Annotated in this window: 28 protein-coding genes; 21 read left to right on the top strand and 7 right to left on the bottom strand. The window is 64.6% G+C overall.

Annotated features, from left to right (window positions below):
• Positions 1 to 30: 30 nt before the first annotated feature.
• Both AC0L27_RS08255 and AC0L27_RS08250 read right to left on the bottom strand, forming a co-directional pair.
• Positions 31 to 579 carry a sigma-70 family RNA polymerase sigma factor gene (locus AC0L27_RS08255; protein ID WP_007597240.1) on the bottom strand — a complete coding sequence of 183 codons (549 nt, stop codon included), beginning with the start codon at positions 577 to 579 and terminating at the stop codon, positions 31 to 33.
• Entirely contained in the window at positions 579 to 812 is a 234-nt protein-coding gene (locus tag AC0L27_RS08250; RefSeq protein WP_007597239.1) for a NepR family anti-sigma factor, read from the bottom strand. The genes AC0L27_RS08255 and AC0L27_RS08250 overlap by 1 nt, the downstream gene beginning before the upstream one ends.
• A 221-nt stretch (positions 813 to 1033) precedes the next feature.
• Between AC0L27_RS08250 and AC0L27_RS08245 the strand changes: the two genes are divergently transcribed.
• The 6 genes from AC0L27_RS08245 (at position 1034) to AC0L27_RS08220 (ending at position 5988) form a co-directional block, all read left to right on the top strand.
• The gene (locus AC0L27_RS08245) at positions 1034 to 1840 is read left to right on the top strand and encodes a response regulator (protein ID WP_007597237.1); all 807 of its coding nucleotides are present in this window, start codon (positions 1034 to 1036) and stop codon (positions 1838 to 1840) included.
• 162 nt (positions 1841 to 2002) lie between these two features.
• Positions 2003 to 2602: a nuclear transport factor 2 family protein gene (locus AC0L27_RS08240; protein ID WP_354211674.1), complete on the top strand. Its 600-nt coding sequence runs from the start codon at positions 2003 to 2005 to the stop codon at positions 2600 to 2602.
• 250 nt (positions 2603 to 2852) lie between these two features.
• Positions 2853 to 3284 carry a hypothetical protein gene (locus tag AC0L27_RS08235; RefSeq protein WP_473318576.1) on the top strand — a complete coding sequence of 144 codons (432 nt, stop codon included), beginning with the start codon at positions 2853 to 2855 and terminating at the stop codon, positions 3282 to 3284.
• A 122-nt stretch (positions 3285 to 3406) separates the two neighbouring features.
• Positions 3407 to 5284: a molecular chaperone HtpG gene (htpG, locus tag AC0L27_RS08230; RefSeq protein ID WP_473318574.1), complete on the top strand. Its 1878-nt coding sequence runs from the start codon at positions 3407 to 3409 to the stop codon at positions 5282 to 5284.
• A gap of 123 nt (positions 5285 to 5407) precedes the next feature.
• Positions 5408 to 5686, top strand: a complete 279-nt coding sequence (locus AC0L27_RS08225; RefSeq protein ID WP_354208343.1) for a DUF3551 domain-containing protein — start codon at positions 5408 to 5410, stop codon at positions 5684 to 5686.
• A gap of 32 nt (positions 5687 to 5718) precedes the next feature.
• Positions 5719 to 5988: a DUF3551 domain-containing protein gene (locus AC0L27_RS08220; RefSeq protein WP_354208342.1), complete on the top strand. Its 270-nt coding sequence runs from the start codon at positions 5719 to 5721 to the stop codon at positions 5986 to 5988.
• Between the two features lie 105 nt (positions 5989 to 6093).
• On the opposite strand, the gene AC0L27_RS08215 is transcribed toward AC0L27_RS08220, so the two are convergent.
• The gene (locus AC0L27_RS08215; RefSeq protein WP_354208341.1) at positions 6094 to 6303 is read right to left on the bottom strand and encodes a hypothetical protein; all 210 of its coding nucleotides are present in this window, start codon (positions 6301 to 6303) and stop codon (positions 6094 to 6096) included.
• A gap of 120 nt (positions 6304 to 6423) precedes the next feature.
• Between AC0L27_RS08215 and AC0L27_RS08210 the strand changes: the two genes are divergently transcribed.
• From AC0L27_RS08210 to AC0L27_RS08190, 5 genes are all read left to right on the top strand, one after another.
• Positions 6424 to 8238, top strand: a complete 1815-nt coding sequence (locus AC0L27_RS08210; protein ID WP_354208340.1) for a long-chain-acyl-CoA synthetase — start codon at positions 6424 to 6426, stop codon at positions 8236 to 8238.
• Positions 8239 to 8377: 139 nt separating this feature from the next.
• The gene (locus tag AC0L27_RS08205; RefSeq protein ID WP_007597226.1) at positions 8378 to 8623 is read left to right on the top strand and encodes an acyl carrier protein; all 246 of its coding nucleotides are present in this window, start codon (positions 8378 to 8380) and stop codon (positions 8621 to 8623) included.
• The gene (locus AC0L27_RS08200; protein WP_354208339.1) at positions 8610 to 9992 is read left to right on the top strand and encodes a class I adenylate-forming enzyme family protein; all 1383 of its coding nucleotides are present in this window, start codon (positions 8610 to 8612) and stop codon (positions 9990 to 9992) included. The genes AC0L27_RS08205 and AC0L27_RS08200 overlap by 14 nt, the downstream gene beginning before the upstream one ends.
• Positions 9985 to 10707, top strand: coding sequence for an SDR family NAD(P)-dependent oxidoreductase (locus AC0L27_RS08195; RefSeq protein ID WP_354208338.1), 723 nt, complete (start codon positions 9985 to 9987; stop codon positions 10705 to 10707). The genes AC0L27_RS08200 and AC0L27_RS08195 overlap by 8 nt, the downstream gene beginning before the upstream one ends.
• Positions 10708 to 10832: 125 nt before the next feature.
• On the top strand, positions 10833 to 11042 hold the full coding sequence (locus tag AC0L27_RS08190; RefSeq protein WP_354208337.1) for a hypothetical protein: 210 nt from the start codon (positions 10833 to 10835) through the stop codon (positions 11040 to 11042).
• Positions 11043 to 11046: 4 nt separating this feature from the next.
• Here AC0L27_RS08190 and AC0L27_RS08185 read toward each other — a convergent pair whose 3' ends face one another.
• Positions 11047 to 11424, bottom strand: coding sequence for a ribbon-helix-helix domain-containing protein (locus tag AC0L27_RS08185; RefSeq protein WP_275170979.1), 378 nt, complete (start codon positions 11422 to 11424; stop codon positions 11047 to 11049).
• A gap of 222 nt (positions 11425 to 11646) precedes the next feature.
• On the opposite strand from AC0L27_RS08185, the gene AC0L27_RS08180 reads away from it, so the two are divergent.
• Positions 11647 to 12786 (top strand): DUF3095 domain-containing protein, encoded by a 1140-nt coding sequence (locus AC0L27_RS08180; RefSeq protein ID WP_354061247.1) that lies wholly within the window; start codon positions 11647 to 11649, stop codon positions 12784 to 12786.
• Positions 12787 to 12790: 4 nt separating this feature from the next.
• On the opposite strand, the gene AC0L27_RS08175 is transcribed toward AC0L27_RS08180, so the two are convergent.
• The 3 genes from AC0L27_RS08175 to AC0L27_RS08165 all read right to left on the bottom strand — a co-directional run bounded on the left by AC0L27_RS08175 (position 12791) and on the right by AC0L27_RS08165 (position 15325).
• Complete coding sequence (locus tag AC0L27_RS08175; RefSeq protein ID WP_354061249.1) at positions 12791 to 13225, bottom strand: DUF2147 domain-containing protein; 435 nt, start codon at positions 13223 to 13225, stop codon at positions 12791 to 12793.
• 104 nt (positions 13226 to 13329) lie between these two features.
• Entirely contained in the window at positions 13330 to 14715 is a 1386-nt protein-coding gene (locus AC0L27_RS08170; protein ID WP_354208336.1) for an MATE family efflux transporter, read from the bottom strand.
• 82 nt (positions 14716 to 14797) lie between these two features.
• On the bottom strand, positions 14798 to 15325 hold the full coding sequence (locus AC0L27_RS08165; protein ID WP_275170983.1) for a GNAT family N-acetyltransferase: 528 nt from the start codon (positions 15323 to 15325) through the stop codon (positions 14798 to 14800).
• Between the two features lie 238 nt (positions 15326 to 15563).
• Between AC0L27_RS08165 and AC0L27_RS08160 the strand changes: the two genes are divergently transcribed.
• The 9 genes from AC0L27_RS08160 to AC0L27_RS08120 all read left to right on the top strand — a co-directional run bounded on the left by AC0L27_RS08160 (position 15564) and on the right by AC0L27_RS08120 (position 22467).
• Complete coding sequence (locus AC0L27_RS08160; RefSeq protein WP_007597204.1) at positions 15564 to 16160, top strand: superoxide dismutase; 597 nt, start codon at positions 15564 to 15566, stop codon at positions 16158 to 16160.
• A gap of 280 nt (positions 16161 to 16440) precedes the next feature.
• Complete coding sequence (locus tag AC0L27_RS08155) at positions 16441 to 17052, top strand: permease (protein ID WP_354208335.1); 612 nt, start codon at positions 16441 to 16443, stop codon at positions 17050 to 17052.
• The gene (locus tag AC0L27_RS08150; RefSeq protein ID WP_354208334.1) at positions 17049 to 17549 is read left to right on the top strand and encodes a hypothetical protein; all 501 of its coding nucleotides are present in this window, start codon (positions 17049 to 17051) and stop codon (positions 17547 to 17549) included. The genes AC0L27_RS08155 and AC0L27_RS08150 overlap by 4 nt, the downstream gene beginning before the upstream one ends.
• A 43-nt stretch (positions 17550 to 17592) precedes the next feature.
• The gene (locus AC0L27_RS08145; RefSeq protein ID WP_354101217.1) at positions 17593 to 17841 is read left to right on the top strand and encodes a hypothetical protein; all 249 of its coding nucleotides are present in this window, start codon (positions 17593 to 17595) and stop codon (positions 17839 to 17841) included.
• A 2-nt stretch (positions 17842 to 17843) separates the two neighbouring features.
• Entirely contained in the window at positions 17844 to 18599 is a 756-nt protein-coding gene (locus tag AC0L27_RS08140; protein ID WP_354208333.1) for a metal ABC transporter ATP-binding protein, read from the top strand.
• Between the two features lie 6 nt (positions 18600 to 18605).
• Positions 18606 to 19475 (top strand): metal ABC transporter permease, encoded by an 870-nt coding sequence (locus AC0L27_RS08135; RefSeq protein WP_007597190.1) that lies wholly within the window; start codon positions 18606 to 18608, stop codon positions 19473 to 19475.
• 5 nt (positions 19476 to 19480) lie between these two features.
• Positions 19481 to 20344 (top strand): metal ABC transporter solute-binding protein, Zn/Mn family, encoded by an 864-nt coding sequence (locus tag AC0L27_RS08130; protein WP_354208332.1) that lies wholly within the window; start codon positions 19481 to 19483, stop codon positions 20342 to 20344.
• Between the two features lie 54 nt (positions 20345 to 20398).
• The gene (locus AC0L27_RS08125; RefSeq protein ID WP_354208331.1) at positions 20399 to 21448 is read left to right on the top strand and encodes a CobW family GTP-binding protein; all 1050 of its coding nucleotides are present in this window, start codon (positions 20399 to 20401) and stop codon (positions 21446 to 21448) included.
• The gene (locus AC0L27_RS08120; RefSeq protein WP_354208367.1) at positions 21448 to 22467 is read left to right on the top strand and encodes a WD40 repeat domain-containing protein; all 1020 of its coding nucleotides are present in this window, start codon (positions 21448 to 21450) and stop codon (positions 22465 to 22467) included. Before AC0L27_RS08125 ends, AC0L27_RS08120 begins: the two co-directional genes overlap by 1 nt.
• Positions 22468 to 22484 lie beyond the last annotated feature (17 nt).

The raw sequence follows: 22484 nt of genomic DNA, 5'->3' as shown, positions 1-22484 counted from the left end.
TCGCGGTCTCAGTCCGATTGAGGCCGGCCGTCAGCCGCCGCTGCCGCCGATCACGGCGCGAATGGTCTCGTCGGGTCCGAAATCCTCGGCGCCGTCGACATAGAGCAGCGCCGCGAGCTTCGAGCGCGCGCGGTTGACGCGGCTCTTGATCGTGCCGACTGCGCAGCCGCAGATCGAGGCCGCATCCTCATAGGAGAAGCCGGAGGCGCCGACGAGGATCAGCGCTTCACGCTGGTCCTGCGGAAGCTTGTCGAGTGCCGTGCGGAATTCCTCGAACTCGAGATGGGCGTTCTGCGAGGGCTGCGTCTTCAGCGTCTTGGCATAATTGCCTTCGGCATCCTCGACTTCCCGCCGCCGCTTGCGATAGTCGGAGCGGAACAGGTTGCGCAGGATCGTGAACAGCCACGCCGGCAGATTGGAGCCGGGCTGGAACGAGTCGATGTTGGCGAGCGCGCGCAACAGCGTCTCTTGGACCAGATCGTCGGCGCGATCGGCATTGCCGCTGAGCGAGATGGCGAACGCGCGCAGACTGGGCACGGCCGCCAGGATGTCGTTACGCAGGGAGTCCGTGAGAGGCATCAATCCCTCCCATTGTTGTTGTCGTTAGAACCGCCACCATTTTCCACTTGGGGTGTCGCTCCCGGCGCATCAAGTTTCTTGATCAGTTCCGCGAACCGGTCCGGAACCCCCTGCCGCACCACGTCGTCGTACATGGCGCGCAGCTGGTGCCCGATCCGGGACTGGATCTCCGGAGTGAGCCCTCCCTTACCGGGGGTCGTGCTTTTGCTGGCTTGAGACTTGAGATCTTTCATGACCTGTTCCACGTTTCCCCGAGTTAAGTAACTGTAAAATCGAGAAGTTCTCTCAACCGGGAGCCGTTCCCTGGATAGGCTCAATGCGAGCTGCGAGAAAAAGTTCCGCCCCCATGCGGAACTTTTCTTGATCTGAGGCGTAATCAGCCCAGCAGGGGAACCCGGGCCCCCCGCCTAACGCCTGCACGTCAAGGTCGGCCCGAAGATGATATGGAGTGGGGATGTCCCGTTCACAGCTTGTTGCTGAACACTTGCCGTTGTTGCGCCGGTACGCACGCGCCCTGACGGGCAGCCAGTCCTCCGGTGACGCCTATGTCGCAGCCATGTTGGAAGCCATGCTGGGAGATCCGTCGGTGCTCGACGAGAGCCACGGGCCGCGCGCCGGCCTGTTCCGGCTGTTCACCCAGATCTGGAATTCCGTGTCTGTCAACGACGATTCCGAGGTGACGAACCTGCCGATGCCGCCGGAGCGACGGCTGTCGAACATCACGCCGTTGCCGCGGCAAGCCTTCTTGCTGCTCTCGCTCGAGGGATTTTCGGAAGAAGAGGTCGGCTATATCCTCGGCACCGACGTCGGCGAGACGCGCCGGCTTGCAGATGCCGCAGGGCGCGAGATGGCCGCCGAGATCGCCACCGACGTGCTGATCATCGAGGATGAGACCTTCATCGCCATGGATCTCGAAAGCCTGGTGAAGAACCTCGGCCACAATGTCGTCGGCGTAGCCCGCACCCACGCCGATGCGGTCGCGCTGGCAAAGAACAAGCGGCCCGGCCTGATCCTCGCCGACATCCAGCTCGCCGACGGCTCGTCGGGCCTCGACGCCGTCAACGAGCTGCTCCGCACCTTCGAGGTGCCGGTGGTGTTCATCACCGCGTACCCCGAGCGCTTCCTTACCGGCGAGCGCCCCGAGCCGGCGTTCCTGATCTCGAAACCATTCCAGCCGGCGATGGTGTCGGCGGTGGCGAGCCAGGCGCTGTTCTTCCAGCGCAACTCCCGCAACCGCGCGCCGAAAGTGCCGGCGGCGTAAGGAAGCGCCTACGCCCGGCATGTGACGAATCCCGATCCGGCGTGCTGCAAGGTGCGCCGGATTTTCGTTGATCAGGTTGCCACGCTTGACGGCCATCGAATTCACCGCTCATACCTCGCGCAGCGGCCGCGTTGCAGCCGCAGCGCCATCGGAGACGTGTTCATGGACCAGCAACTCCTCGACCGCCTCGCCATCCGCGACCTCGTCGAGAACTGGGCGGTGTGGCGCGACGCCGGCGATTGGGAGCGCTTTGCCACCGTCTGGCACGAGGAAGGCTGGATGTCCGCCACCTGGTTTCAGGGGCCGGCGCGGGATTTCATGAGGGTCAGCCAGGAGGGGTTCGCCAAGGGCGTGCGCATCCTGCATTTCCTCGGCGGCTGCAGTATCGATCTCGAGGGGGTGCGCGCCATCGCGCAGACCAAGATGACCATCTCGCAGCGCGCGCCGGTGCACGACGTGCCCTGCGACGTCGTCTGCACCGGGCGCTTTTACGATTTCCTGGAGAAGCGGCAGGGAAAATGGGGCATCGTCCGCCGCCAGCCGATCTACGAGAAGGACCGGATCGACCCGGTCGACCCCGCCGCGACACTTCAGCTCGACCAGAAAGCCCTTGCCGCGCTGCCCGAAGGCTACCGCCACCTCGCCTACATGCAGGAGCTGATCGGCTACAAGGTCAAGCGCGACATGCCGGGCCTGACCGGGCCTGAGGTCGAGAAGCTCTATGGGGAGGGGCGGGAGTGGCTCGCGGGGAAGGCGAACTGAACTCCAGACAAAAGTAAGGCGCGACTGGCATCACCACAGTCGCGCCCTACGTCGCCGGCTTATGGGGCAGGGGGGAATAGCCGGCTGTTGAGACGACTCCCGTCCGCGAAAGTCGTTCCAGGCGGTTGCGAAATTTTTCGCGCGGACCGTGCCCTTTTCGCACACGGTTAAGTGATCTTAACGACTGAGAACTCTGGGTCCTCTCCTCGCGTTGTTCCCGCGATCGCCATGGGGCGAGGGACCGACAGCCATGTCACAGATTCAAAAGGTATTTTTAGGAGCCGTCGCGATCGCCGCGACGCTTGGCGCCGTCCAAGTCGGCGCCGTCCAAGTCGGCGCCGTGCAGCTCGCCTCGGGCCATGATCTGGCCGACCGCTGGCAGGCGGTCGCTGACAAGCCGGGCCATAACGTCAATCGCTCCAGCAAAGCCGACCGGCTCGCCGACATCAAGCAGGAGGAGGTTCCGACCCGCACCGTGTCGATGCGGCTGAACGATCTGGCCGACACGTCGGTGCTGCTGCGGGTCCCCGCGGTGATCGAGACCGGCAACGCCAAGCCGCCGCCGGTGCTGCTCCCGGACCAGAAGCAGAGCCGCAAAAAGCCGACGATCGCCTGCGAGCCGATGGTCAGCTCCCTGACCGAGGTCGCAAAACTGCTCCAGCCCGGCCGCTGTGTGACCTGATCGGCGTTTGCCACGGACAAGTCGCCCTCCGCCCGGAGGGCGATGGCTGACATCTACTTGATCCCCTGCCACGTCGCGTTATATCCCGGGTTTCTTCCCCTTTCGATTGACCGGGTAAACGCATGACGACGTCAGACACGGCTGTGCAGACGCAGCCCTTCCAGGCCGAGGTTTCCGAGCTTCTGCACCTGATGGTGCACTCCGTCTATTCCGAGACCGATATCTTCCTGCGCGAACTCGTCTCCAACGCTTCGGACGCCTGCGACAAGCTGCGCTATGAGGCGATCGCGAATCCGGCGCTGCTGGGCGAGGGCGACGCGCTCAAGATCCGGATCATTCCGAACAAGACGGCCGGAACGCTTGCGATCGCCGACAACGGAATCGGCATGGAGCGGCAGGAACTGATCGACCACCTCGGCACCATCGCCCGCTCCGGCACCAAGGCTTTCGTGTCGAAGCTCAAGGAGGCCAAGGATGGTCTCGGCCTGATCGGCCAGTTCGGCGTCGGCTTCTATTCCGCCTTCATGGTCGCCGACAAGATCGTCGTGGTCAGCCGCCGCGCCGGCGAGAGCGACGTCTGGACCTGGACGTCCTCGGGCGGCTCGGGCTTCGAGATCGCGCGTGCCAGCGAGGAGGATGCGGCCCGCGTGCAGCGCGGCACTGAGATCGTTCTGCATCTCAAGGACGATGCGAAGAAATACCTCGAAGCTTACGAGATCGAACGTATCGTCGGCGCTTATTCTGACAACATCCTCTTCCCCATCGAACTCGTGCCCGAAGAGGGCGAACCGCGTCAGATCAATTCTGCAAGCGCGCTGTGGCAGCGTTCGAAATCCGAGCTCACGCCGGAAGACTACAAGAAGGCCTATCAGCAGATCGCTTCCGCCTTCGACGATCCCGCGATGACGCTGCATTATCGCGCGGAGGGGCGTTACTCCTACGCCGTGCTGCTGTTCGCGCCTTCGACCAAGCCGTTCGACCTGTTCGAGCCGAACCGAAAGGGGCGCGTCAAGCTGTATGTCCGCCGCGTCTTCATCACCGACGATGCCGATCTGCTGCCGGGATACCTCCGCTTCATCCGCGGCGTCGTCGACAGCGAGGATCTCCCGCTCAATATCTCCCGCGAGATGCTTCAGAACAATCCGCAGCTCGCGCAGATCCGCAAGGCCGTGGCGACCCGCGTCTTGTCCGAGCTCGAAAGCCTTGCCGAGAAGGATCCGGAGAACTTCGCGAAGATCTGGGAGGCCTTCGGTGCGGTGCTGAAGGAAGGCATCTACGAGGATTTCGAACGCCGCGAAAAGCTGCTCGCGCTGTCGCGTTTCACCACGACTGCGGGCGAGAAGCGCTCGCTCAAGGACGTCATCGCCGATTTCAAGCCGAACCAGACAGAGATCTATTATCTCGTCGGCGACAGCATCGAGCGGCTGAAGTCGAACCCCAGGCTCGAGGCGGCGACTGCGCGCGGCATCGAAGTGCTGCTGCTGTCCGATCCCGTCGATGCCTTCTGGACCTCGATGCCATCGGAGTTCGACGGCAAGCCGCTGAAGTCGCTGAGCCAGGGTGACCTCAACCTCGACCTGATCCCGCGCGTCGACGAGGCGGACGAGGCGAAGAAGGACGAGCCGGCCGCCGACGAGGCCGCCACCATCGCGGTGATCAAGGCCGCGCTCGGCGAGCGCGTCAGCGACGTCAAGGCATCGACGCGTCTCACCAGCTCCGCCTCCTGCCTCGTCGCCGACAGCCAGGGACCGAGCCGCGAGCTCGAGCGCATCCTGGCCCAGCAGAACCGTGGCATGCGCACCAAGCCGATCCTCGAGATCAACCTGCGCCATCCGCTGGTCACCGCGATCACCAAGGCTCAGGCCGGCTCGAAGGCGGTCGACGACCTCAGCCTGCTCCTGCTCGAACAGGCGCAGATCCTGGATGGCGAACTGCCGGAAGACCCTGCCGCGTTTGCGGCCAGGCTGAATCGGCTGGTGTTGCAGGGGCTCGGCGGGTAGCGGTCGGACCACACTCACCTTGGCGTCATCTGCGCTGAGGAACGGTCGCCTCTGCCGTGGTGTTATGCCATACGAGGTGGCTGGCATCCGGGCTGCCGACATGAACGATTCGAGGATTTCTCCATGCGTTTGCCGATCCTGACCCTCACCGCGATTGCCACGCTGTTCGTGGCGGCAGATGCCAGCGCTCAGACCTACGATCCACGTTATCCGGTGTGCATGCACGTCTACATGCCCGGCGGCTTCGGCGGTGGCGGCGGCGACTATTTCGACTGCTCCTTCACCTCGCTGCCGCAGTGCCGCGCCACGGCCTCGGGCCGCTCGGCAAGCTGCGACGTCAATCCCTACTATGCTTTCGATGAACCGCCGCCGCCGCGCCGGCGCCCTAAGAAGGTGCACTAGCGTTCCGCAATGCGGCTTTCAGGGGAATTTTAATGCGTCGCTCATTCGGCCTGATCGTGACCGTCGGTGCCCTGCTCACGGCCGCGCCGTCGCGTGCACAGACCTTCGATCCGCACTATCCCATCTGCATGCACGTTTATTCCGGTGCGAACAGCGGGGGCGGGGAGTGGTACGATTGCTCCTTCACCTCGCTGCCGCAGTGCCGCGCCACCGCTTCGGGCCGCTCCGCCACCTGCGATCTCAATCCGTATTATCCGTTCAACGCACCGCCGCAGCGCTCGCGCCATCAGCGAGGCGGCTAGCGATGCGCGGATTCAGCGCTTCCGCGTCGCGTGCAGGTGCGGTCGCTACTCCTTCCGGATGCCCGACAACTCCACCACCTTCAGCCAGCGGTCGGTTCCTCGCCGTCAGCATGCCGCCGAACTCGCCTGCATTGCCGTGCAGCGGAATTGCGCCGAGCCCGGCGATGCGGGACTTGATCTCCGCGTCGACAGCGCGGCGTCGATTTCGCGCTTGAGCAGATCGACGATCTCGCGCGGCGTGTCGTGCGGAGCGCCGACACCGTAGAACGAACTCGTCTCGTAGCCGGTGAGCGTGCCCGCGCACGCCGATCCCACCGATTTGGTAAAGGATCGCTAGAGTTAATCGCGCGCTAACCCGGTTTTACCTCGTCTCTTAACACCTGGGCAGGGCGGGCGAGCTAAGCTGCCGGGAACCAGCAGACACGTTTCGAAAGAATGAACGGCATGACAACCGGCGTCATCGAGCAACCGAAAGCCGCGCGTGCACCTTCGGCTTCGAAAACCTGGCTGAAGGCGATCGAACTCACCGCACGGATCGAGACGTTGCCGGGCCGGCTGTTCGCAGACGTCGTCGATGATTGGGCGCAGCGCCAGCCCGATCGCATTGCGCTGGCCATCGAGGACGTGAGCCTCGACTATGAGGGGCTTTCGAAACGCATCAATCGCTATGCGCGGTGGGCGCGTTCGGCCGGTGTGGCCAAGGGCGACACTGTCGCGCTGATCATGCCGAACGGCATCGACTATGTCGCGGCCTGGCTCGGCATCAGCCGGGTCGGCGGCGTGGTCGCGCTCGTCAACACCAAGCTCGTAGGCCAATCGCTCGCGCATTGCATCGGAGTGGCAAAGCCCGCTCACATCATTGTCGCGCACGAGCTTGCGGAGGCGCTGGACGGCGCGTCGCCGCACCTGAAGACGGAAGCGAAGGTCTGGACCCATGGCGATGCCCGCGGCGAGCGTCCGATCGATGTCGCGCTTGCCGCCCTCGATGACGGGCCGCTTTCGCCGGACGAGCGTGGCGGCGTCACCATCGACGACCGGGCGCTGCTGATTTACACGTCCGGGACGACCGGCCTGCCGAAAGCCGCCAGCATCAGCCACCGCCGCATCCTCAACTGGGGCTTTTGGTTTGCCGGCCTCACGGGCGCGACGCCGCAGGATCGGCTCTACGATTGCCTGCCGCTGTTCCACTCGGTCGGCGGCATCGTCGCGCCATGCAGCATGCTCGCCGCCGGCGGTTCGGTGGTGATCGCGGATAAATTCTCGGCGTCGAATTTCTGGCCGGACATCGTGCGCCACGACTGCACGTTGTTTCAGTATATCGGCGAGCTCTGCCGCTATCTGCTCAAGGCCCCTCCGTCGGAATACGAGAACCGGCATCGCTTGCGGCTCGTATGCGGCAACGGACTTCGCGGTGACATCTGGGACGATTTTCAGGCGCGTTTCGCCATTCCGCGCATCCTCGAATTCTACGCGGCGACGGAAGGTAATTTCTCGCTCTTCAACGTCGAAGGCCAGCCCGGCGCGATCGGCCGCGTTCCGCCGCTGCTCGCGCATCGTTTCCCCGCCGGTCTCGTCAAGCTTGATTCCGATAGCGGCGTGCCGCTGCGCAATGCCGATGGGTTTTGTATCGCCTGCGCGCGCGGCGAGGCTGGCGAAGCCATAGGCCGTATCGGCACGGCGGATGAGGGCGGCGGTCGCTTCGAGGGTTACACCGAGGCGAGCGAGACCGAAAAGAAGATCCTGCGCGATGTCTTTGCCAAGGGCGATTCCTGGTTCAGAACCGGCGATCTGATGCGGCTCGACGAGAAGGGCTTCTTCCACTTCGTCGACCGCATCGGGGACACTTTTCGCTGGAAGGGCGAGAACGTCGCGACCTCGGAGGTCAATGACGCCGTGCGCGATTTCACCGGCGTGATCGACGCCACCACCTACGGCGTCAGCATCCCCGGCACCGACGGCCGCGCCGGCATGAGCGCGATCGTGGTCAACGAGGGCTTCGTCCTCGAGGGGTTGCCCGCCCATCTCGCACAGCGCCTGCCGGCCTATGCTCACCCTGTCTTCATACGCATCTCGCGCGAGCTCGATGCGACCGAGACGTTCAAGCAGAAGAAGGCCGAGCTCGCGCGCGAGGGATTTGATCCCCGCGCGGTCTCCGATCCTCTGTTCATGCTGGACCCGAAGGCCGGCACCTATGTCGCGCTGGACGCGGAGGCCTATACGCGAATCAACGAGGGTACGATCCGGCTCTAGCCGCGCGAAAATTGGAGATAGGTCCAATTTTATCCGAATTGTCCAAGAAGCCATTTACTTCTGTCGGGTAAACAAGCGGCCAAGGGAGGCGGTCATCAAGAACCGCCGCAACACGAACGACAACAGAAGCGAGCCAGCCATGTCGGTACGGTCTAAGGTCATTGAAGCGATCCAGCAGATCGCCAAGGAGCAGCACGTCGCGCTTCCCGCGCTCTCGGACGACCTGTCCCTGCACGAGACGGGCTTCGACTCGCTCGCCTTCGCCATCCTGGTGGCGCGCCTCGAGGACGAGACCGGCGTCGACCCCTTCACTATTTCCGAGGACGCAGCGTTCCCCGCCACCGTGGGCGATTTCGTGCGGGCCTACGAAAATGTCCCCGCGTGAGATCTTTGCGCTGCGCGATCATCTCGGCGCGGAGCTGACGGGCCGCACGCTGTCGGACGCGCACGATGTCGTGTCGCTGACGGATATCCTGTCGCAGACGGTCCTGGGTGGCCGCCTGCGCGAGCTGTCCGGCCGCGCGGTGCTGCTGAAATTGTCCGACCAGCTCCGATCGGGCCTTGCCATGATCGAGCTCGACGGTATTGCCCGTCGCATGCTGCTATGTCCGCCCGATCTCAACCCCGCGCATCTCGATGCGCTGATGGCGGATGCCGGGATCGATGCCGTCGTCACCGACGAGCCCGATCGCTGGCCCGAGACCGGCGTGCCGCTGGTTGTCACCGCACAGCTGCCGCTTCAAGCCACTGCGCCGGCCAGGACCGAACGCGCCACGGAATGGCTGATGCTCACTTCGGGCACGTCGGGCGTGCCGAAAATCGCTGGCCATACGCTGGAAGCACTCACCGGCGCCATCGTCGCCGAGGGTCCGGCGCGCGGACCCGCGCCGGTATGGGCGACGTTCTACGACATCCGCCGCTATGGCGGCCTGCAGATATTCCTCCGCGCCGTCCTGTCGGGCGGTTCGATGGTGCTGTCCGATCCGCATGAGGCGCTCGGCGATCACGTCACGCGGCTGAACGCGCGCGGCGTCTCCCACATCTCCGGCACGCCCTCGCACTGGCGCAAGCTGTTGATGAGCGGCTCGGCCGCGCAGTTCGCGCCGCGCTATGTCCGCCTCTCCGGCGAGATCGCCGACCAGGCGGTGCTGGACGGCCTGAAGGCGGCGTTCCCGAGTTCCTCCGTCGGCCATGCCTATGCATCGACCGAGGCCGGCGTCGGTTTTGCCGTCAATGACGGGCTGGAAGGCTTTCCGGCCGACTATCTCGGCAACCGTAACGGCGTCGAGATGAAGGTCGTCGACGGTTCGCTCCGCATCCGTTCGACCCGCACGGCGCACGCCTATATCGGCCGCGACGCGGCTGCGCTCACCGATGCAGACGGGTATGTCGACAGCGGCGACATCGTCGAATTGCGCGGCGACCGCTACTATTTCGTCGGCCGCCGCGGCGGCATCATCAATATCGGTGGGCTGAAGGTTCACCCCGAAGAGATCGAGGCGGTGATCAACCGCCATCCCGACGTGCGGATGTCCCGGGCGAAGTCACGCAAGAGCCCGATCACCGGCGGCATCGTCGTTGCTGACGTGATCCTTGCTGACGGCACCGATCCGGCGCGCGCGAAAGAGATCCGCGACCAGATCCTGGATCAGTGCCGCGCGCAGCTCGCGTCCCACAAGGTGCCGGCGGTGATCCGCTTCGTCGAAGCGCTCGACGTCACCCCGGCCGGCAAACTGGCGCGCACCGATGCATAATGTCCTCGTCACCGGCGGCAGCCGCGGCATTGGCCTTGCAATCGGGCAGCGGCTTGTTGATGGCGGATATAACGTGATCGCGGCGGCGCGGCGCGAGAGCGACGAGCTCAAGGCGGCGATTGCCGGGTCGGGGGGGCGCCTGCATTTCCGCGCCTGCGACCTAGCCGTCATCGACGCGATCCCCGCTTATGCAAAGCTCGTGCGCGACGAATTCGGCCCGATCTACGGCCTCGTCAACAATGCCGGCCTCGGCACCGAAGGCCTGCTCGCGACCATGCACAATTCCGAGATCGAGGCGCTGGTGCAGCTCAACGTGCTGTCGCCGATCATTCTCACCAAATATGTTGTGCGCCAGATGATGGCCGATGGGGCCGGCCGCATCATCAACATCTCCTCGATCATCGCGACGACAGGCTATAACGGCCTCTCCGTTTATGGTGCGACCAAGTCCGCTGCCACCGGCTTCACCCGCTCGCTCGCGCGCGAGGTCGGCAAGCTCGGCATCACCGTGAACGCGATCGCGCCCGGTTTCATCGACACCGAGCTGACGCACAATCTCTCCGACGATAGCCGCAAGCGCATCGCCGGCCGCAGCGCGCTGCGCCGCCTGCCGGAGACCGACGACGTCGCGCGCATGGTGGAATATCTGCTGGGAGAGGGCGGCCGCAATGTGACGGGTACCGTGTTCACGGTCGACGCGGGCAACACGGCGTAGGCGGAACTCCATCGCCACAATTGCATTGATCCGGCGCAATGACATCATCCGGATTTGGTCGTAAGATGCCGCGCAATCGATTGGCTTACGTCAATCGATCTGCCCTAATCGATAGGGAGCAGTCCATGACCGCTTCGAACCCGGGCAAGGCGTCGGCAAAGCGCGCACAGCCAAGCGACGTTCACGGCCAGCCCGTTCACTGCGAGCCGATGTCTCATCAGAATTCCGGTGATCACGGTTACGAAATGTATCCGCAGAAATTCGTGCGTCTGGTCGGCTGCCACGACGTACCCTCATCTGCGCTGCGCAAGCGTCAGGACGAGAAGCTGCACTAGACATTCAGGTCCGGTGCTTCGGCAGGTCAATCCGTTCGTGTGAGAACTCCGGCGGGCCGTCGGTCAGGCGCCGGATCCGGCGCTCGCGTTCGTCTTCAGACAGGGCAGGATCGAGCAGTCCCTCGAGTTCATGCACCGCAAGCTCTTCGATCCTGGTGGCATCCGAAGCGAGCGGGTGCCCTGGCGGGAGTGCCGGGGGCGCGACCTTCAGGCCCAGCTCGACCAGCGTGCGGATGGCATCTGAGCGCGACAGGTGATGGGTTTCGGCCCAATGATCGACGGCCGCGGTCAGGCTTTCCGGCATCTTCACCGCGCTGATCGGATCACGCCCGGTGCGCCGGCTTACCGGAGCGATGGGGTCCTTCCTGTCGGAGTCGGACACGTCGATGTTCCCGCGCTACCATGTCAGATCATCGAGACTAGACGCCATTTGCGCGCAGCTGTTTGATGCCGATCAATGACCTTGTGTGGCATTGCAGCGCGCCCTCATCTTGTTGTCCGGGTCTATTTCGGCCAAGGGTTGCAAGGGCGCGCCCCGGCGAACCCGAATCGATTCTTCTACGTATGTCTCTTTGGACGTGCGTCCAAGATCCGGTATCATCCGATGACATCAGCGTTCTATAGCGGCATTCCGGTCTTTCGCGGCTTCACCAGCCTGATGGACCCCGCTTTGTATTCGCCGCTGCCCGACGACTGGAGCGTCGGCGTTGCCGACATCGTAGATTCCACCAAGGCTATCGCGGCGCAGCGCTACAAGGCGGTGAACATGGCCGGTGCCGCCGTGATCGCGGCGGTGACGAACGCATTGGAGGGACGCGAATTTCCCTTCGTGTTCGGCGGCGACGGCGCGAGTTTCGCGGTCGCGCCGGGTGATCTCAACCGCGCGCACGAAGCGCTGGCCGCGACCGCGACCTGGGTGCGGGAGGATCTCGATCTGACGATGCGTGTCGCGCTGGTGCCGGTCAGGGCTATCCGCGCTCAGGGCCTCGACGTGCGCGTCGCGCGCTTCGGTCCATCGGCCAATTTGTCCTATGCGATGTTCTCCGGTGGCGGGCTCGCTTGGGCTGATGCGGCGATGAAGCGCGGTGAGTTCGCGGTCGCGGAAGCGCCCGCGGGCACGCAGCCCGATCTCTCCGGCCTGTCCTGCCGTTTCGAAGTGATGCCGGCCGCGCGCGGCCTCATCTTGTCGGTGCTGGTGATGCCGGCTCTGGGCGCCGACCCGCGGGTCTTCCGCAAGGTGATCGAGGACGTCATCCATCTCGTCGAGCGCAGCCCGGACGCCGGTCGGCCCGTGCCGCCGCAAGGGCCGCCGCTGACATGGCCGCCGCAGGGACTGGAATATGAGGCGCGCACCATGCGCGGGGGTCCGCTGCTCGCACGCCGCGCCCGGGTGCTGGCCTACACGCTTTTCGTCTATCTGATCATGCGCTTCGATCTCAAGGTCGGCGGCTTCGTGCCGAAGCTCTATACGCGGCAGGTCGTGGAGAACTCCGACTTCCGAAAATATGACGACGGCCTGCGCATGATCCTCGACTGTACGCCGGAGCTCGAGCGCGCCCTCAGCGATCGTCTCGCGACTGCCGCGCGCGACGGCATCGTGCGCTACGGTCTCCACCAGCAGGACGCCGCGATGATGACCTGCTTTACCCCATCGCCGCTGCGCAGCGACCACGTCCATTTCATCGACGGCGCGCGGGGTGGCTACGCCTCGGCTGCGACGGCGCTGAAGGCGATGATGGCGTGAAGCGCTAGCGCCCCGCGCGCGTCCAGGTCTCGCCGCCGCAGAGCGCGCCAACGCAGCCTTCGACCCGCAGCGAATCCGCTGATGTCACCGTCACGCTGCTCGCATAGGTGCTGCCGTCGTCGGCATTGTAGATCTGGCCCGACCATTTGTTCGGCCCTGAAGGCTGCATGCCGCTGAACAATGGCAAGCCGATCATCGGGCGCCTGGCGAGGGCGGGATTGGGATTCTTGCTGTCGGTGGCAGGCAGGCCGGTCGCGGTGTCGTGGGGTTCACGCAGCCAGACGACGTTGCCGCAGATGTCGCCGCCGCATTTGCTGATCTTGACGCGGGCATCGCCGGCCTGGGTCAGCCAGGTCCCGTCGACGCTCTGCGCATGGGCGGCAGTCGCTCCAAGGAGCGCAGCCAGAAGGACGATGAGAGCAGCGAATCTTGAAGTCATGGAGAGAGCCCCGAAATGGAGCGCCTCCATAGCAGCCCAGCAGGATAGTGCAACGCTGGATGGAATCACATTCCTGCGTTTATTTGCCTGCGTGTAACCTGCGCTCATTTGCCCCAGCGCACCAAGGCGACCGAGCCTGCGGTCGAAAGCCCGAACACCGCCATGGCGCCGCCGACCAGCGCGAACAGGGTCCAGGCTGGAGCCTGTGCCATCATGAGGGTGCCTCCGCCGATGGCGACGATCAGTAGCCGCGCGGTGGAGGCGAGCACGGGACCGCCGACGCGCGCCGCGCCTTGCGAGGAGAAATACAGCGACACGCCCATGCCGAAGAACACGAAGGTCGGGCCTGCCCAGTGGAAATAGCTGTGCGCGGCGGCAGCAACGCCGGGATCCCTGGTGAAGAGCGAGACCCACAGTGACGGATCGAGCGCGATGACGAGCCCGATCAGGCCGACTGTGATTCCCGAGGCCGCGGCCGCGGTCCAGGCCACGCGACGCGCGCGTTTCACCTGTCCGGCGCCCATCGCCATGCCGACCATCGGCACCGATGCGATACCGAAGGCGAAGGTGATCGGGATCAGCAAGAATTCCAGCCGCGAGCCGATGCCGTAGCCGGCCAGCATCTCGGTGCCGAAGGTCGCCAGGATCTTGGTGAAGATCAAAATGGTAAGCACGGTCTGGAGCGGCGACAGGCAGGCGACCGCGCCGACCTTGAGGATGTCGAAGAACAACGCGCGATCGAAATGGAAGGCGCGGAAATCCAGCGGCAGCCGGCTGCGGCCGGACCAGAGATACCAGAGGAAAAAGATCGCAGCACAGGTGAACGCGATCAATTGCCCGGCAGCGACACCTGGCATGCCGAATTGCGGCACACCGAACAGGCCGAGCCCCAGCGTGCCGCCGAGCGCGATCTGGAGCACGCTCGTCCCGATCAGCGCCATCGAGGGCAGACGCATGTCGCCCGTGCCGCGGATCACCGAGGCCAGCGTGTTGACGAGCCAGATCGCGACCGCGCCGGAGAACAGCATTTGCGAATAGCCGCTGGCTTCCTCGAGCACGCGCTCGCGCCCGCCCAGCAGCGTGAAGAACGAGCGGCCGAAGACGAGCATCGTCACCGTGAAGAAAAGCCCGCCGCAGAGGCCGATGATGGCGGCATGCAGCGCCAGCGTCGCCGCACGGTTCCGGTCGCCTGCGCCGAGCGCACGGCTGATCGCAGACGAGACGCCACCGCCCATCGCGCCAGCGCTCATCATCTGGTTCAGCATGGCGAACGGAAACACCAGCGCGATCGCTGCCAGCGGGATGGTGCCGAGCCGGCCGATATAGGAGGTCTCGGCGATCGCAACCAGCGTGCTGCCGACCATCGCGATCATGTTGGGGATCGCGAGCCGCAGCAGCGTCGGCAGGATCGGTGCCGTCAGCAAGCTGGCGATGGGGGAGGTGACCGGGGCAGGCGGCGGCACGGCGTCTATGGAGGCGTCGATCGTCATGTGTCACCGCGCGGAATATTGGATGATGCTCGACATACTATATAGCGTGGAGCGCCGGCACCAGCCTCGCTTCACGCAGGGCTCACCAGGGCAGGCCGCAGAGGTCGATGGTGCCCAGCGTCGGCGCGCTGACGATATTGCAGACATAGGGCGCCATGTAGGTGAAGCGGATCCGCCCCTCCGGCTGCTCGCAATAGACCTCGCCCTTGAAGGGGAGCCAGCTGCGGGCCTGGTAGAACGCCACATTGTGCGGCTCGCAGAACAGCAGCGCGAAGCGGACCGCCTCGTTGGCGCGCATGGTATGCACCGCGGCATCGATCGCCATCGTCGCATAGCCGCGGCCGCGCCGGTCCTCCCGCGTGCAGACGCCGCCGATGCCGCCGATGTGAACCTTCTGCCCGTTCCAGGTGACGGTGCGGAAGTAGATGCCGACATGGCAGACGAGACCATCCTCGGGCGTCTCGATCAGCACGCGCAAATCGGCATTGGCCCATTTGACGTGAGCCCAGGGCTGCTTCCCGACGATATCAGGTCCGAAGACCGCCTGATGCAGCGGCTCCGCCATCCGCCACGAGGCGTCGCCGTTCAAAATGTCGATCTCGATGCTCATCGCTTGCTCTTTCGCATCTCCGCGCCGTCGGTGCGTTTCGTTCTGCCATAAGCACCTCAAAGGCAATGATATTTTGCGGCCCGGTTGAAACGCCCCACATCCTTGCGACGATTTTATGCAATCGGGCCAAGCCGCCGTACCGCGCCTTTTGGGAAATTCGCGGTATTTAACAGCCACGGAACCTTCTATAAGGGGTGACCGTTAAGTCTCGTTCCCCCATCAGTCGCGGACAACACCCATGACCTTTACGCTGCCCCCACTCCCCTACGCCTATGACGCCCTCGGGCAATTCATGTCGAAGGAAACGCTCGAATTCCACCACGACAAGCATCATCAGGCCTATGTCACCAACGGCAATAACGCGCTCAAGGGCACCGAATGGGAAGGCAAGTCCCTTGAGGAGATCGTCAAGGGCTCGTTCGGCAAGAACCCCGCGGTGTTCAACAATGCCGGCCAGCACTACAACCACATCCATTTCTGGAGCTGGATGAAGCCCAATGGCGGCGGCACCAAGCTGCCGGGCAAGATCGAGAAGAAGATCAACGAGGACCTCGGCGGCTTCGAGAAGTTCAAGACGGACTTCCAGGCGGCCGGCGTCGGCCAGTTCGGCTCCGGCTGGTGCTGGCTCCAGGTCAAGAACGGCAAGCTCGAGATTTCCAAGACCCCGAACGGCGAGAATCCGCTGGTGCACGGCGCCACCCCGATCCTCGGCTGCGACGTCTGGGAGCACTCCTACTACATCGACTATCGCAACCGCCGTCCCGACTATCTGAAGGCGTTTGTCGAGAACCTCGTGAACTGGGAATACGTCGAGTCCCTGTTCGACAAGGCCTGAGGCTTCACTCCGTCATTCCGGGGCGATGCGCAGCATCGAACTATGGTGCGGGCTCCCGCACCAGAGAATCTCGAGATTCCGGGTTCGGCTTTGCCGCTCCGGAATGACATAAACGAAAAGGCGGTCGCAGGCGCGGCCGCCTTTTTTGCTGTGCGGAATTCGCATTTCGGCTCGCATGGCCCTGCGCGAGGTGCGCATCGCTCACGTCATCGTACCGTTTGCATCGCATCTGCGGCGCCGTTAATCAGGATGGGCATCACCCTCGAGCCGAACGCGCCCGTTGTCAGAACCCTTCCCGAAAGACACCGCGCCCGCCGAGGACGCGGACTCCGAACCGCGGCCCGGCCGCGTGCGCAAGCCGATCGGCTGGTCCACCATCATCATCGCAGCGCTGGTGGCGGTGAGCGCGGGTCTGGTCTGGCGGCGTGACGGCACCGACGGTGTTCTCGAAATACTGACCCACGATCTCTCGCTGTTCGGCGGCATCCTGCCGCGCGTGCTGGCCGGCTGCCTGCTCGGAGCGTTCATCTCCGAGATCCTGCCGCACGAGAAAGTCTCGCGCGCGCTCGGGCCGAATTCGGGCCTGAAAGGCCTTCTGATCGGCACCGCCTTCGGCGCGATCCTGCCCGGCGGTCCCTTCACCGCCTATCCCGTGGCGAGTGCGCTGCTGGCGGTCGGCGCCGATTTCGGTGCCACCATCGCCGTGGTCGTGAGCTGGACCTTGATCGGCTATGGCCGGGCGGTGGCTTGGGAAATCCCGATCATGGGCACCGACTTCACGCTGTGGCGCATCGTCATCTCGCTGCCGCTGCCGGTGCTCGCAGGCGCGCTCGGTCGCTTCGTCTATGTCCGGCTTTATCCGAAGCCGGTCCTGAAGGACGACGAGAATTGAGCGCCGCGCTTCTGATCGATATCCTGTTGTGGGGCTCGGTATTCGGCGTCGGCCTGATCGCCTTTCGCCGCGGCCCATCGGTGTTCAAGGCCTCGCTGCGCGAAGGCTCGATGGATTTCATCAACATCGTGCCGCGGATCGCGCTGGGGGTGATCGGCTCCGGCTACATCGCCGCCATCATCCCGCAGGAGGTGATCAGCGGCTGGCTGGGGCCGGGCAGCGGCTGGCTCGGGGTCGCGACTGCCGTGGTCGCGGGTGCCGCGACGCCCGGCGGCCCGGTGATCGGGTTCTCCATCGGTACGGTGGCGCTGAAATCGGGCGGCGGGGTGCCTCAAGTGGTCGCCTATGTCGTCGCCTGGGCGCTGTTTGCCTTCCAACGGGTGATTTTATGGGAAATTCCGTTCATGCCGGCCCGTTTCGTCTGGTTCCGCTGTGCGGTTTCGGTGCCGTTCCCGTTCGTCGCCGCCGCTATCGCCATGGTGATCGGCAAGCCCTGAGCCCGGCGTGGACAGAGGTAATGTTATAATATAACGTTCCGGCATGGTTCCCGCCGCGTCCCAAGCCCATCATCACGACCACGCTCATGGCCATTCCCATGGCCATTTCAATGACCACGGGCATTCGCATGGACACGATCACACCCACGCACACGTCCACGGTGCGGCCTCTCCGCATCCGGCTCAGGCGGCGCACTGGTCGATCCTGCGCATGACGATGGCCGCCCGCCTCGCGGCCGCGCTCGCGGTCTGCGCCGTGCTCTGGGGCGTGGTCTTCCTGGCGATGAGGTGACCATGGCGGCGCTGCATTTTCACAACGTCACGCTCGGCTACGACCGCCATCCCGCCGTGCACCACCTCAACGGGGAGGTCGCGCCGGGGGCGTTGTTGGCCGTGATCGGCCCGAACGGCGCAGGCAAGTCGACGCTGCTGCGTGGCATCGTCGGCATCCTCAAGCCGCTCGACGGCAGCATCCATCTCGGCGGGCTCGACAGCCGCGATATCGCCTATCTGCCGCAGAGTGCGGAGATCGACCGCAGCTTCCCGATCTCGGTGCTGGACTTCGTTGCCACCGGGCTGTGGCGTGGGACCGGCCTGTTCGGCGGCATCGGCAAGGCGGCGCGCGAAAACATCCTCCGCGCGATCGCTTCCGTCGGCCTCAACGGCTTCGAAAACCGTCCGATCGGCACACTCTCGGGCGGCCAGATGCAGCGCGTGCTGTTTGCGCGCGTGCTGCTCCAGGACGCGCGGCTGATCGTGCTGGACGAGCCCTTCAACGCCATCGACAGCAAGACCACTGCCGATCTGCTGGCGCTGGTGAAGCACTGGCACGGCGAAGGCCGCACCGTGCTGGCCGCACTGCACGACATGGAGATGGTGCGCACCCATTTCAGCGAGACGCTGGTGCTGGCGCGCGGCCCTGTGGCGTGGGGCCCGACGGCGGAAGTGCTGACGCCGGAAAACCTGATGGTCGCGATGCGGATGTGCGAAGCCTTCGACGACAGCGCCGCCGCCTGCTCGGCCGATGATGCCCGCTCACGGGCGGCTTGATATCCGATGCTCTATGACGCGCTGATCGGCCCGTTCACCGAATTCGAGTTCATGCGACGTGCGCTGGCGGCCGTGATCGCGCTCTCGCTCGCGGGTGCGCCGATCGGCGTGTTCCTGATGTTGCGACGGATGAGCCTGGTCGGCGACGCCATGGCGCATGCAATCCTTCCCGGCGCCGCTGTCGGTTTCCTGCTTTCCGGTCTCAATCTGTTCGCGATGACGGCCGGCGGCCTAATCGCAGGTTTTGCCGTCGCAATCCTCGCAGGCCTCGTCGCGCGCTCGACCGGGCTGAAGGAGGACGCCTCGCTCGCGACCTTCTATCTGGCATCGCTGGCGCTGGGGGTGACCATCGTCTCGATCAAGGGCACCAATATCGACCTGCTGCACGTGCTGTTCGGCAATATTCTGGCGATGGACGACCAGACGCTGCTGGTCGTCGCTTTCAACGCCACGGTGACGCTGCTGGTGCTCGCAGTGATCTACCGTCCGCTGGTGATCGAGAGCGTCGATCCCTTGTTCTTGCGCACCGTGAGCCGGGCTGGCGGGCCTGCGCATCTCGCTTTCCTCGCGCTGGTCGTGATCAACCTCGTCAACGGCTTTCAGGCGCTCGGCACGCTGCTCGCGGTCGGCCTGATGATCCTGCCGGCCGGCATCGCGCGGTTCTGGTCGCGCGATCTTACCGTCATGATCTGCATCGCGGTCGTCGCTGCCGCCGTCTCCGGCTATGCAGGTCTCGTGCTGTCGTTCCAGACCCGTGTGCCGTCGGGCCCTGCGATCATTCTGGTGGCGAGCGCGCTCTACACCGTCTCCGTCCTGTTCGGCCGGGTCGGCGGCGTCGTCAGGCAGCTGTTTCCCGGCCGGCATCTGGAAGCGTGACAGCGATGCGGCGCATCCTGCTTTGTGTGCTCTTGCTCATCGCCTCGCCCTTGCACGCCGCGGAGCAGCTGAAGGTCGTCGCGAGTTTCTCGATCCTCGCCGACTTCGTCCGCAATGTCGGCGGCGACCGGATCAATCTGACGACGCTGGTCGGGGCCGACAGCGACGTCCACGTCTACACGCCCGCGCCCAGCGATGCGAAGCGGATCGCGGACGCAAAGCTCGTCGTTGTGAACGGACTTGGTCTCGAGGGTTGGCTGCCGCGCCTCGTGCAGTCCTCGGGCAGCAAGGCGCATGTGGTCACCGCGAGCGCCGGCATCGCACCGCTCAAGCTCGGCTCTGCCGCCGACCCGCATGGCTGGCAGTCCGTCCTCAACGCGAAGGTCTACGTCACCGACATCGCGAATGCGCTGGCCGCGGCCGACCCTGACGACGCGAAGTTCTTCCGCGCCCAGGCCAAGGTCTATCTGGAAAAGCTCGAAACGCTCGACCGCGAGGTCCGCGAAGCCGTGGCCAAAATCCCGCAGGAGCGGCGCAAGGTAATCTCGACCCATGACGCCTTCGGCTATTTCGCCGCTGAATACGGCGTCCAGTTCATCGCGCCCTTGGGCGTCTCCACGGAAACCGAGCCCAGCGCGCGGGACATCGCCACCATCATCGGCCAGATCAAGGCCCAGAAAATCCCAGCCGTGTTCCTGGAAAATATCAGCGACGACCGGCTGATCCGGCGGATCGCGGCGGAGACCGGCTCAAAAGTCGGCGGGACCCTGATTTCGGACGGTTTGACCGGCGAAAAGGGGCCTGCACCCACTTACATTGATATGGTCAGGCACAATATAAAGACCCTGACCAGCGCGCTTGACCATTAGGGCAGGGGCCACCCCGCCTCGCGTCGCGCGAAAAGCCCGAAGTCCGGAGTTGTTATGTCTGAAGTGACCGCCCCAAAAATTCCCGTGACCGTCCTGACCGGCTATCTCGGCGCCGGCAAGACCACGCTGTTGAACCGCATCCTGTCGGAAAACCATGGCAAGAAGTACGCCGTCATCGTCAACGAATTCGGCGAGATCGGCATCGACAACGACCTCATCATCGGGGCCGATGAGGAAGTGTTCGAGATGAACAACGGCTGCATCTGCTGCACCGTGCGCGGCGATCTCGTGCGTATCATGGAAGGCCTGATGAAGCGCAAGGGCAAGTTCGACGCCATCATCGTCGAGACTACCGGTCTTGCCGATCCGGCACCGGTCGCCCAGACCTTCTTCGTCGACGAGGACGTGCAGAAGAACGCGCGCCTCGACGCGGTGGTCACGGTTGCGGACGCCAAATGGCTGTCCGATCGCCTCAAGGACGCGCCCGAGGCCAAGAACCAGATCGCCTTTGCCGACGTCATCGTGCTGAACAAGACCGATCTCGTCACCAAGGGTGAGCTTGCCGAGGTCGAGGCCCGCATCCGCGCTATCAACCCCTATGCGAAGCTGCACCGCACCGAGCGCTGCTCGGTGGCTTTGGCCGACGTGCTCGACCGCGGCGCCTTCGACCTCGACCGCATCCTCGACATCGAGCCGGACTTCCTGAATGCCGACGATCATGTCCACGACCACGATCATCACCATCATGGCCACGACCATCACCACGATCATGATCACGGCCACGGCCTGAAGCACTATCACGACGAGGACATGCAGTCGCTGTCGCTCAAAACCGACAAGCCGCTCGATCCGAACGTGTTCATGCCCTGGCTCCAGAATCTGGTGCAGGTGGAGGGCGGCAAGATCCTGCGCTCCAAGGGCATTCTCGCCTTCCACGACGATGATGACCGCTACGTCTTTCAGGGCGTGCACATGATGCTGGAGGGCAACCACCAGCGAAAGTGGAAGGACGGCGAGCCGCGCGAGAGCCGCCTCGTCTTCATCGGCCGCGAATTGCCGCAAGAGCTCATTCGCCAGGGCTTCGAGAGCTGCATCGTCTCGTGATGAAAGAGTTTACGCCGGACCCCGATTCCGCCTCGATCGTCTCCGTCACCGAGCGCGTCAAGCCGCTCGCGCTCGGGATGGTTGTGACCTCCGTGCATTTCCTTGGCAGCCGCGCCGCCTTCGTCGGCGGCGAGGAGAATGTCGCGTTCGTGGATGGCCAGGGCGAGATCAGCAAGGTCGCCGTGCACAGCGGCGGCATTCTGTCGGCGGCCTCCGACGGCAAGCGCCTCGTGATGGGCGGCGACGATGGAAAAGTCGTGTCGCTCGACGCCAAGGGCGAAGTGACGCTGCTTGCGACTGACCCGAAGCGGCGTTGGATCGATGCGGTGGCGCTGCATCCGGATGGGGCCTACGCCTGGTCGGCCGGCAAGACCGCCTTCTTCAAGAGCGGCAAGAGCGAGGAGAAGTCGCTCGATGTGCCCTCGACCGTCGGCGGCCTCGCGTTTGCGCCGAAGGGCCAGCGTCTCGCGATCGCCCATTACAACGGCGCGACGCTGTGGTTTCCCAACATGGCGGGATCGGCCGAATTCCTGCCTTGGGCCGGCTCGCATCTCGGCGTCACCTTCAGCCCGGACAACAAATTCCTGGTCACCACGATGCACGAATCGGCGCTGCACGGCTGGCGGCTTGCCGACAACAGGCACATGCGCATGACCGGCTATCCCGGCCGCGTTCGCTCGATGTCGTGGAGCGCGGGCGGCAAGGCGCTGGCGACCTCGGGCGCCGACACGGTCATCCTGTGGCCGTTCGCCAGCAAGGACGGCCCGATGGGCAAGGAGCCCGCGATGCTTGCGCCGCTCCAGGCGCGCGTGTCGGTCGTTGCCTGCCATCCCAGGAACGACATCTCCGCCGCCGGCTATAGCGACGGCACCGTCCTGATGGTGCGTCTGGAGGACGGTGCCGAGATCCTTGTCCGCCGCAATGGCACCCCGCCGGTGGCCGCGCTCGCCTGGAACGCCAAGGGGACGCTGCTGGCGTTCGCCGACGAAAATGGGGACGGCGGCCTGCTGGAGCTTTAATCTGTCATCGTTCCGAC

This window comes from Bradyrhizobium sp. Ken51 (assembly GCF_055807435.1).
This window is presented reverse-complemented; position numbering and strand designations above follow the sequence as displayed.

What these genes read in the sequence shown, in the direction of transcription:
- AC0L27_RS08255 (WP_007597240.1), bottom strand. Translation starts at nt 579, where the DNA reads ATGCCTCTCACGGACTCCCTGCGTAACGACATCCTGGCGGCCGTGCCC.
- AC0L27_RS08165 (WP_275170983.1), bottom strand. Translation starts at nt 15,325, where the DNA reads ATGAGCATCGAGATCGACATTTTGAACGGCGACGCCTCGTGGCGGATG.
- AC0L27_RS08180 (WP_354061247.1), top strand. Translation starts at nt 11,647, where the DNA reads ATGACATCAGCGTTCTATAGCGGCATTCCGGTCTTTCGCGGCTTCACC.
- AC0L27_RS08140 (WP_354208333.1), top strand. Translation starts at nt 17,844, where the DNA reads ATGGCGGCGCTGCATTTTCACAACGTCACGCTCGGCTACGACCGCCAT.
- AC0L27_RS08200 (WP_354208339.1), top strand. Translation starts at nt 8,610, where the DNA reads ATGTCCCCGCGTGAGATCTTTGCGCTGCGCGATCATCTCGGCGCGGAG.
- htpG (WP_473318574.1), top strand. Translation starts at nt 3,407, where the DNA reads ATGACGACGTCAGACACGGCTGTGCAGACGCAGCCCTTCCAGGCCGAG.
- AC0L27_RS08135 (WP_007597190.1), top strand. Translation starts at nt 18,606, where the DNA reads ATGCTCTATGACGCGCTGATCGGCCCGTTCACCGAATTCGAGTTCATG.
- AC0L27_RS08190 (WP_354208337.1), top strand. Translation starts at nt 10,833, where the DNA reads ATGACCGCTTCGAACCCGGGCAAGGCGTCGGCAAAGCGCGCACAGCCA.
- AC0L27_RS08220 (WP_354208342.1), top strand. Translation starts at nt 5,719, where the DNA reads ATGCGTCGCTCATTCGGCCTGATCGTGACCGTCGGTGCCCTGCTCACG.
- AC0L27_RS08125 (WP_354208331.1), top strand. Translation starts at nt 20,399, where the DNA reads ATGTCTGAAGTGACCGCCCCAAAAATTCCCGTGACCGTCCTGACCGGC.
- AC0L27_RS08210 (WP_354208340.1), top strand. Translation starts at nt 6,424, where the DNA reads ATGAACGGCATGACAACCGGCGTCATCGAGCAACCGAAAGCCGCGCGT.
- AC0L27_RS08160 (WP_007597204.1), top strand. Translation starts at nt 15,564, where the DNA reads ATGACCTTTACGCTGCCCCCACTCCCCTACGCCTATGACGCCCTCGGG.
- AC0L27_RS08240 (WP_354211674.1), top strand. Translation starts at nt 2,003, where the DNA reads ATGGACCAGCAACTCCTCGACCGCCTCGCCATCCGCGACCTCGTCGAG.
- AC0L27_RS08235 (WP_473318576.1), top strand. Translation starts at nt 2,853, where the DNA reads ATGTCACAGATTCAAAAGGTATTTTTAGGAGCCGTCGCGATCGCCGCG.
- AC0L27_RS08195 (WP_354208338.1), top strand. Translation starts at nt 9,985, where the DNA reads ATGCATAATGTCCTCGTCACCGGCGGCAGCCGCGGCATTGGCCTTGCA.
- AC0L27_RS08170 (WP_354208336.1), bottom strand. Translation starts at nt 14,715, where the DNA reads ATGACGATCGACGCCTCCATAGACGCCGTGCCGCCGCCTGCCCCGGTC.
- AC0L27_RS08175 (WP_354061249.1), bottom strand. Translation starts at nt 13,225, where the DNA reads ATGACTTCAAGATTCGCTGCTCTCATCGTCCTTCTGGCTGCGCTCCTT.
- AC0L27_RS08145 (WP_354101217.1), top strand. Translation starts at nt 17,593, where the DNA reads ATGGTTCCCGCCGCGTCCCAAGCCCATCATCACGACCACGCTCATGGC.
- AC0L27_RS08205 (WP_007597226.1), top strand. Translation starts at nt 8,378, where the DNA reads ATGTCGGTACGGTCTAAGGTCATTGAAGCGATCCAGCAGATCGCCAAG.
- AC0L27_RS08245 (WP_007597237.1), top strand. Translation starts at nt 1,034, where the DNA reads ATGTCCCGTTCACAGCTTGTTGCTGAACACTTGCCGTTGTTGCGCCGG.
- AC0L27_RS08250 (WP_007597239.1), bottom strand. Translation starts at nt 812, where the DNA reads ATGAAAGATCTCAAGTCTCAAGCCAGCAAAAGCACGACCCCCGGTAAG.
- AC0L27_RS08120 (WP_354208367.1), top strand. Translation starts at nt 21,448, where the DNA reads ATGAAAGAGTTTACGCCGGACCCCGATTCCGCCTCGATCGTCTCCGTC.
- AC0L27_RS08225 (WP_354208343.1), top strand. Translation starts at nt 5,408, where the DNA reads ATGCGTTTGCCGATCCTGACCCTCACCGCGATTGCCACGCTGTTCGTG.
- AC0L27_RS08130 (WP_354208332.1), top strand. Translation starts at nt 19,481, where the DNA reads ATGCGGCGCATCCTGCTTTGTGTGCTCTTGCTCATCGCCTCGCCCTTG.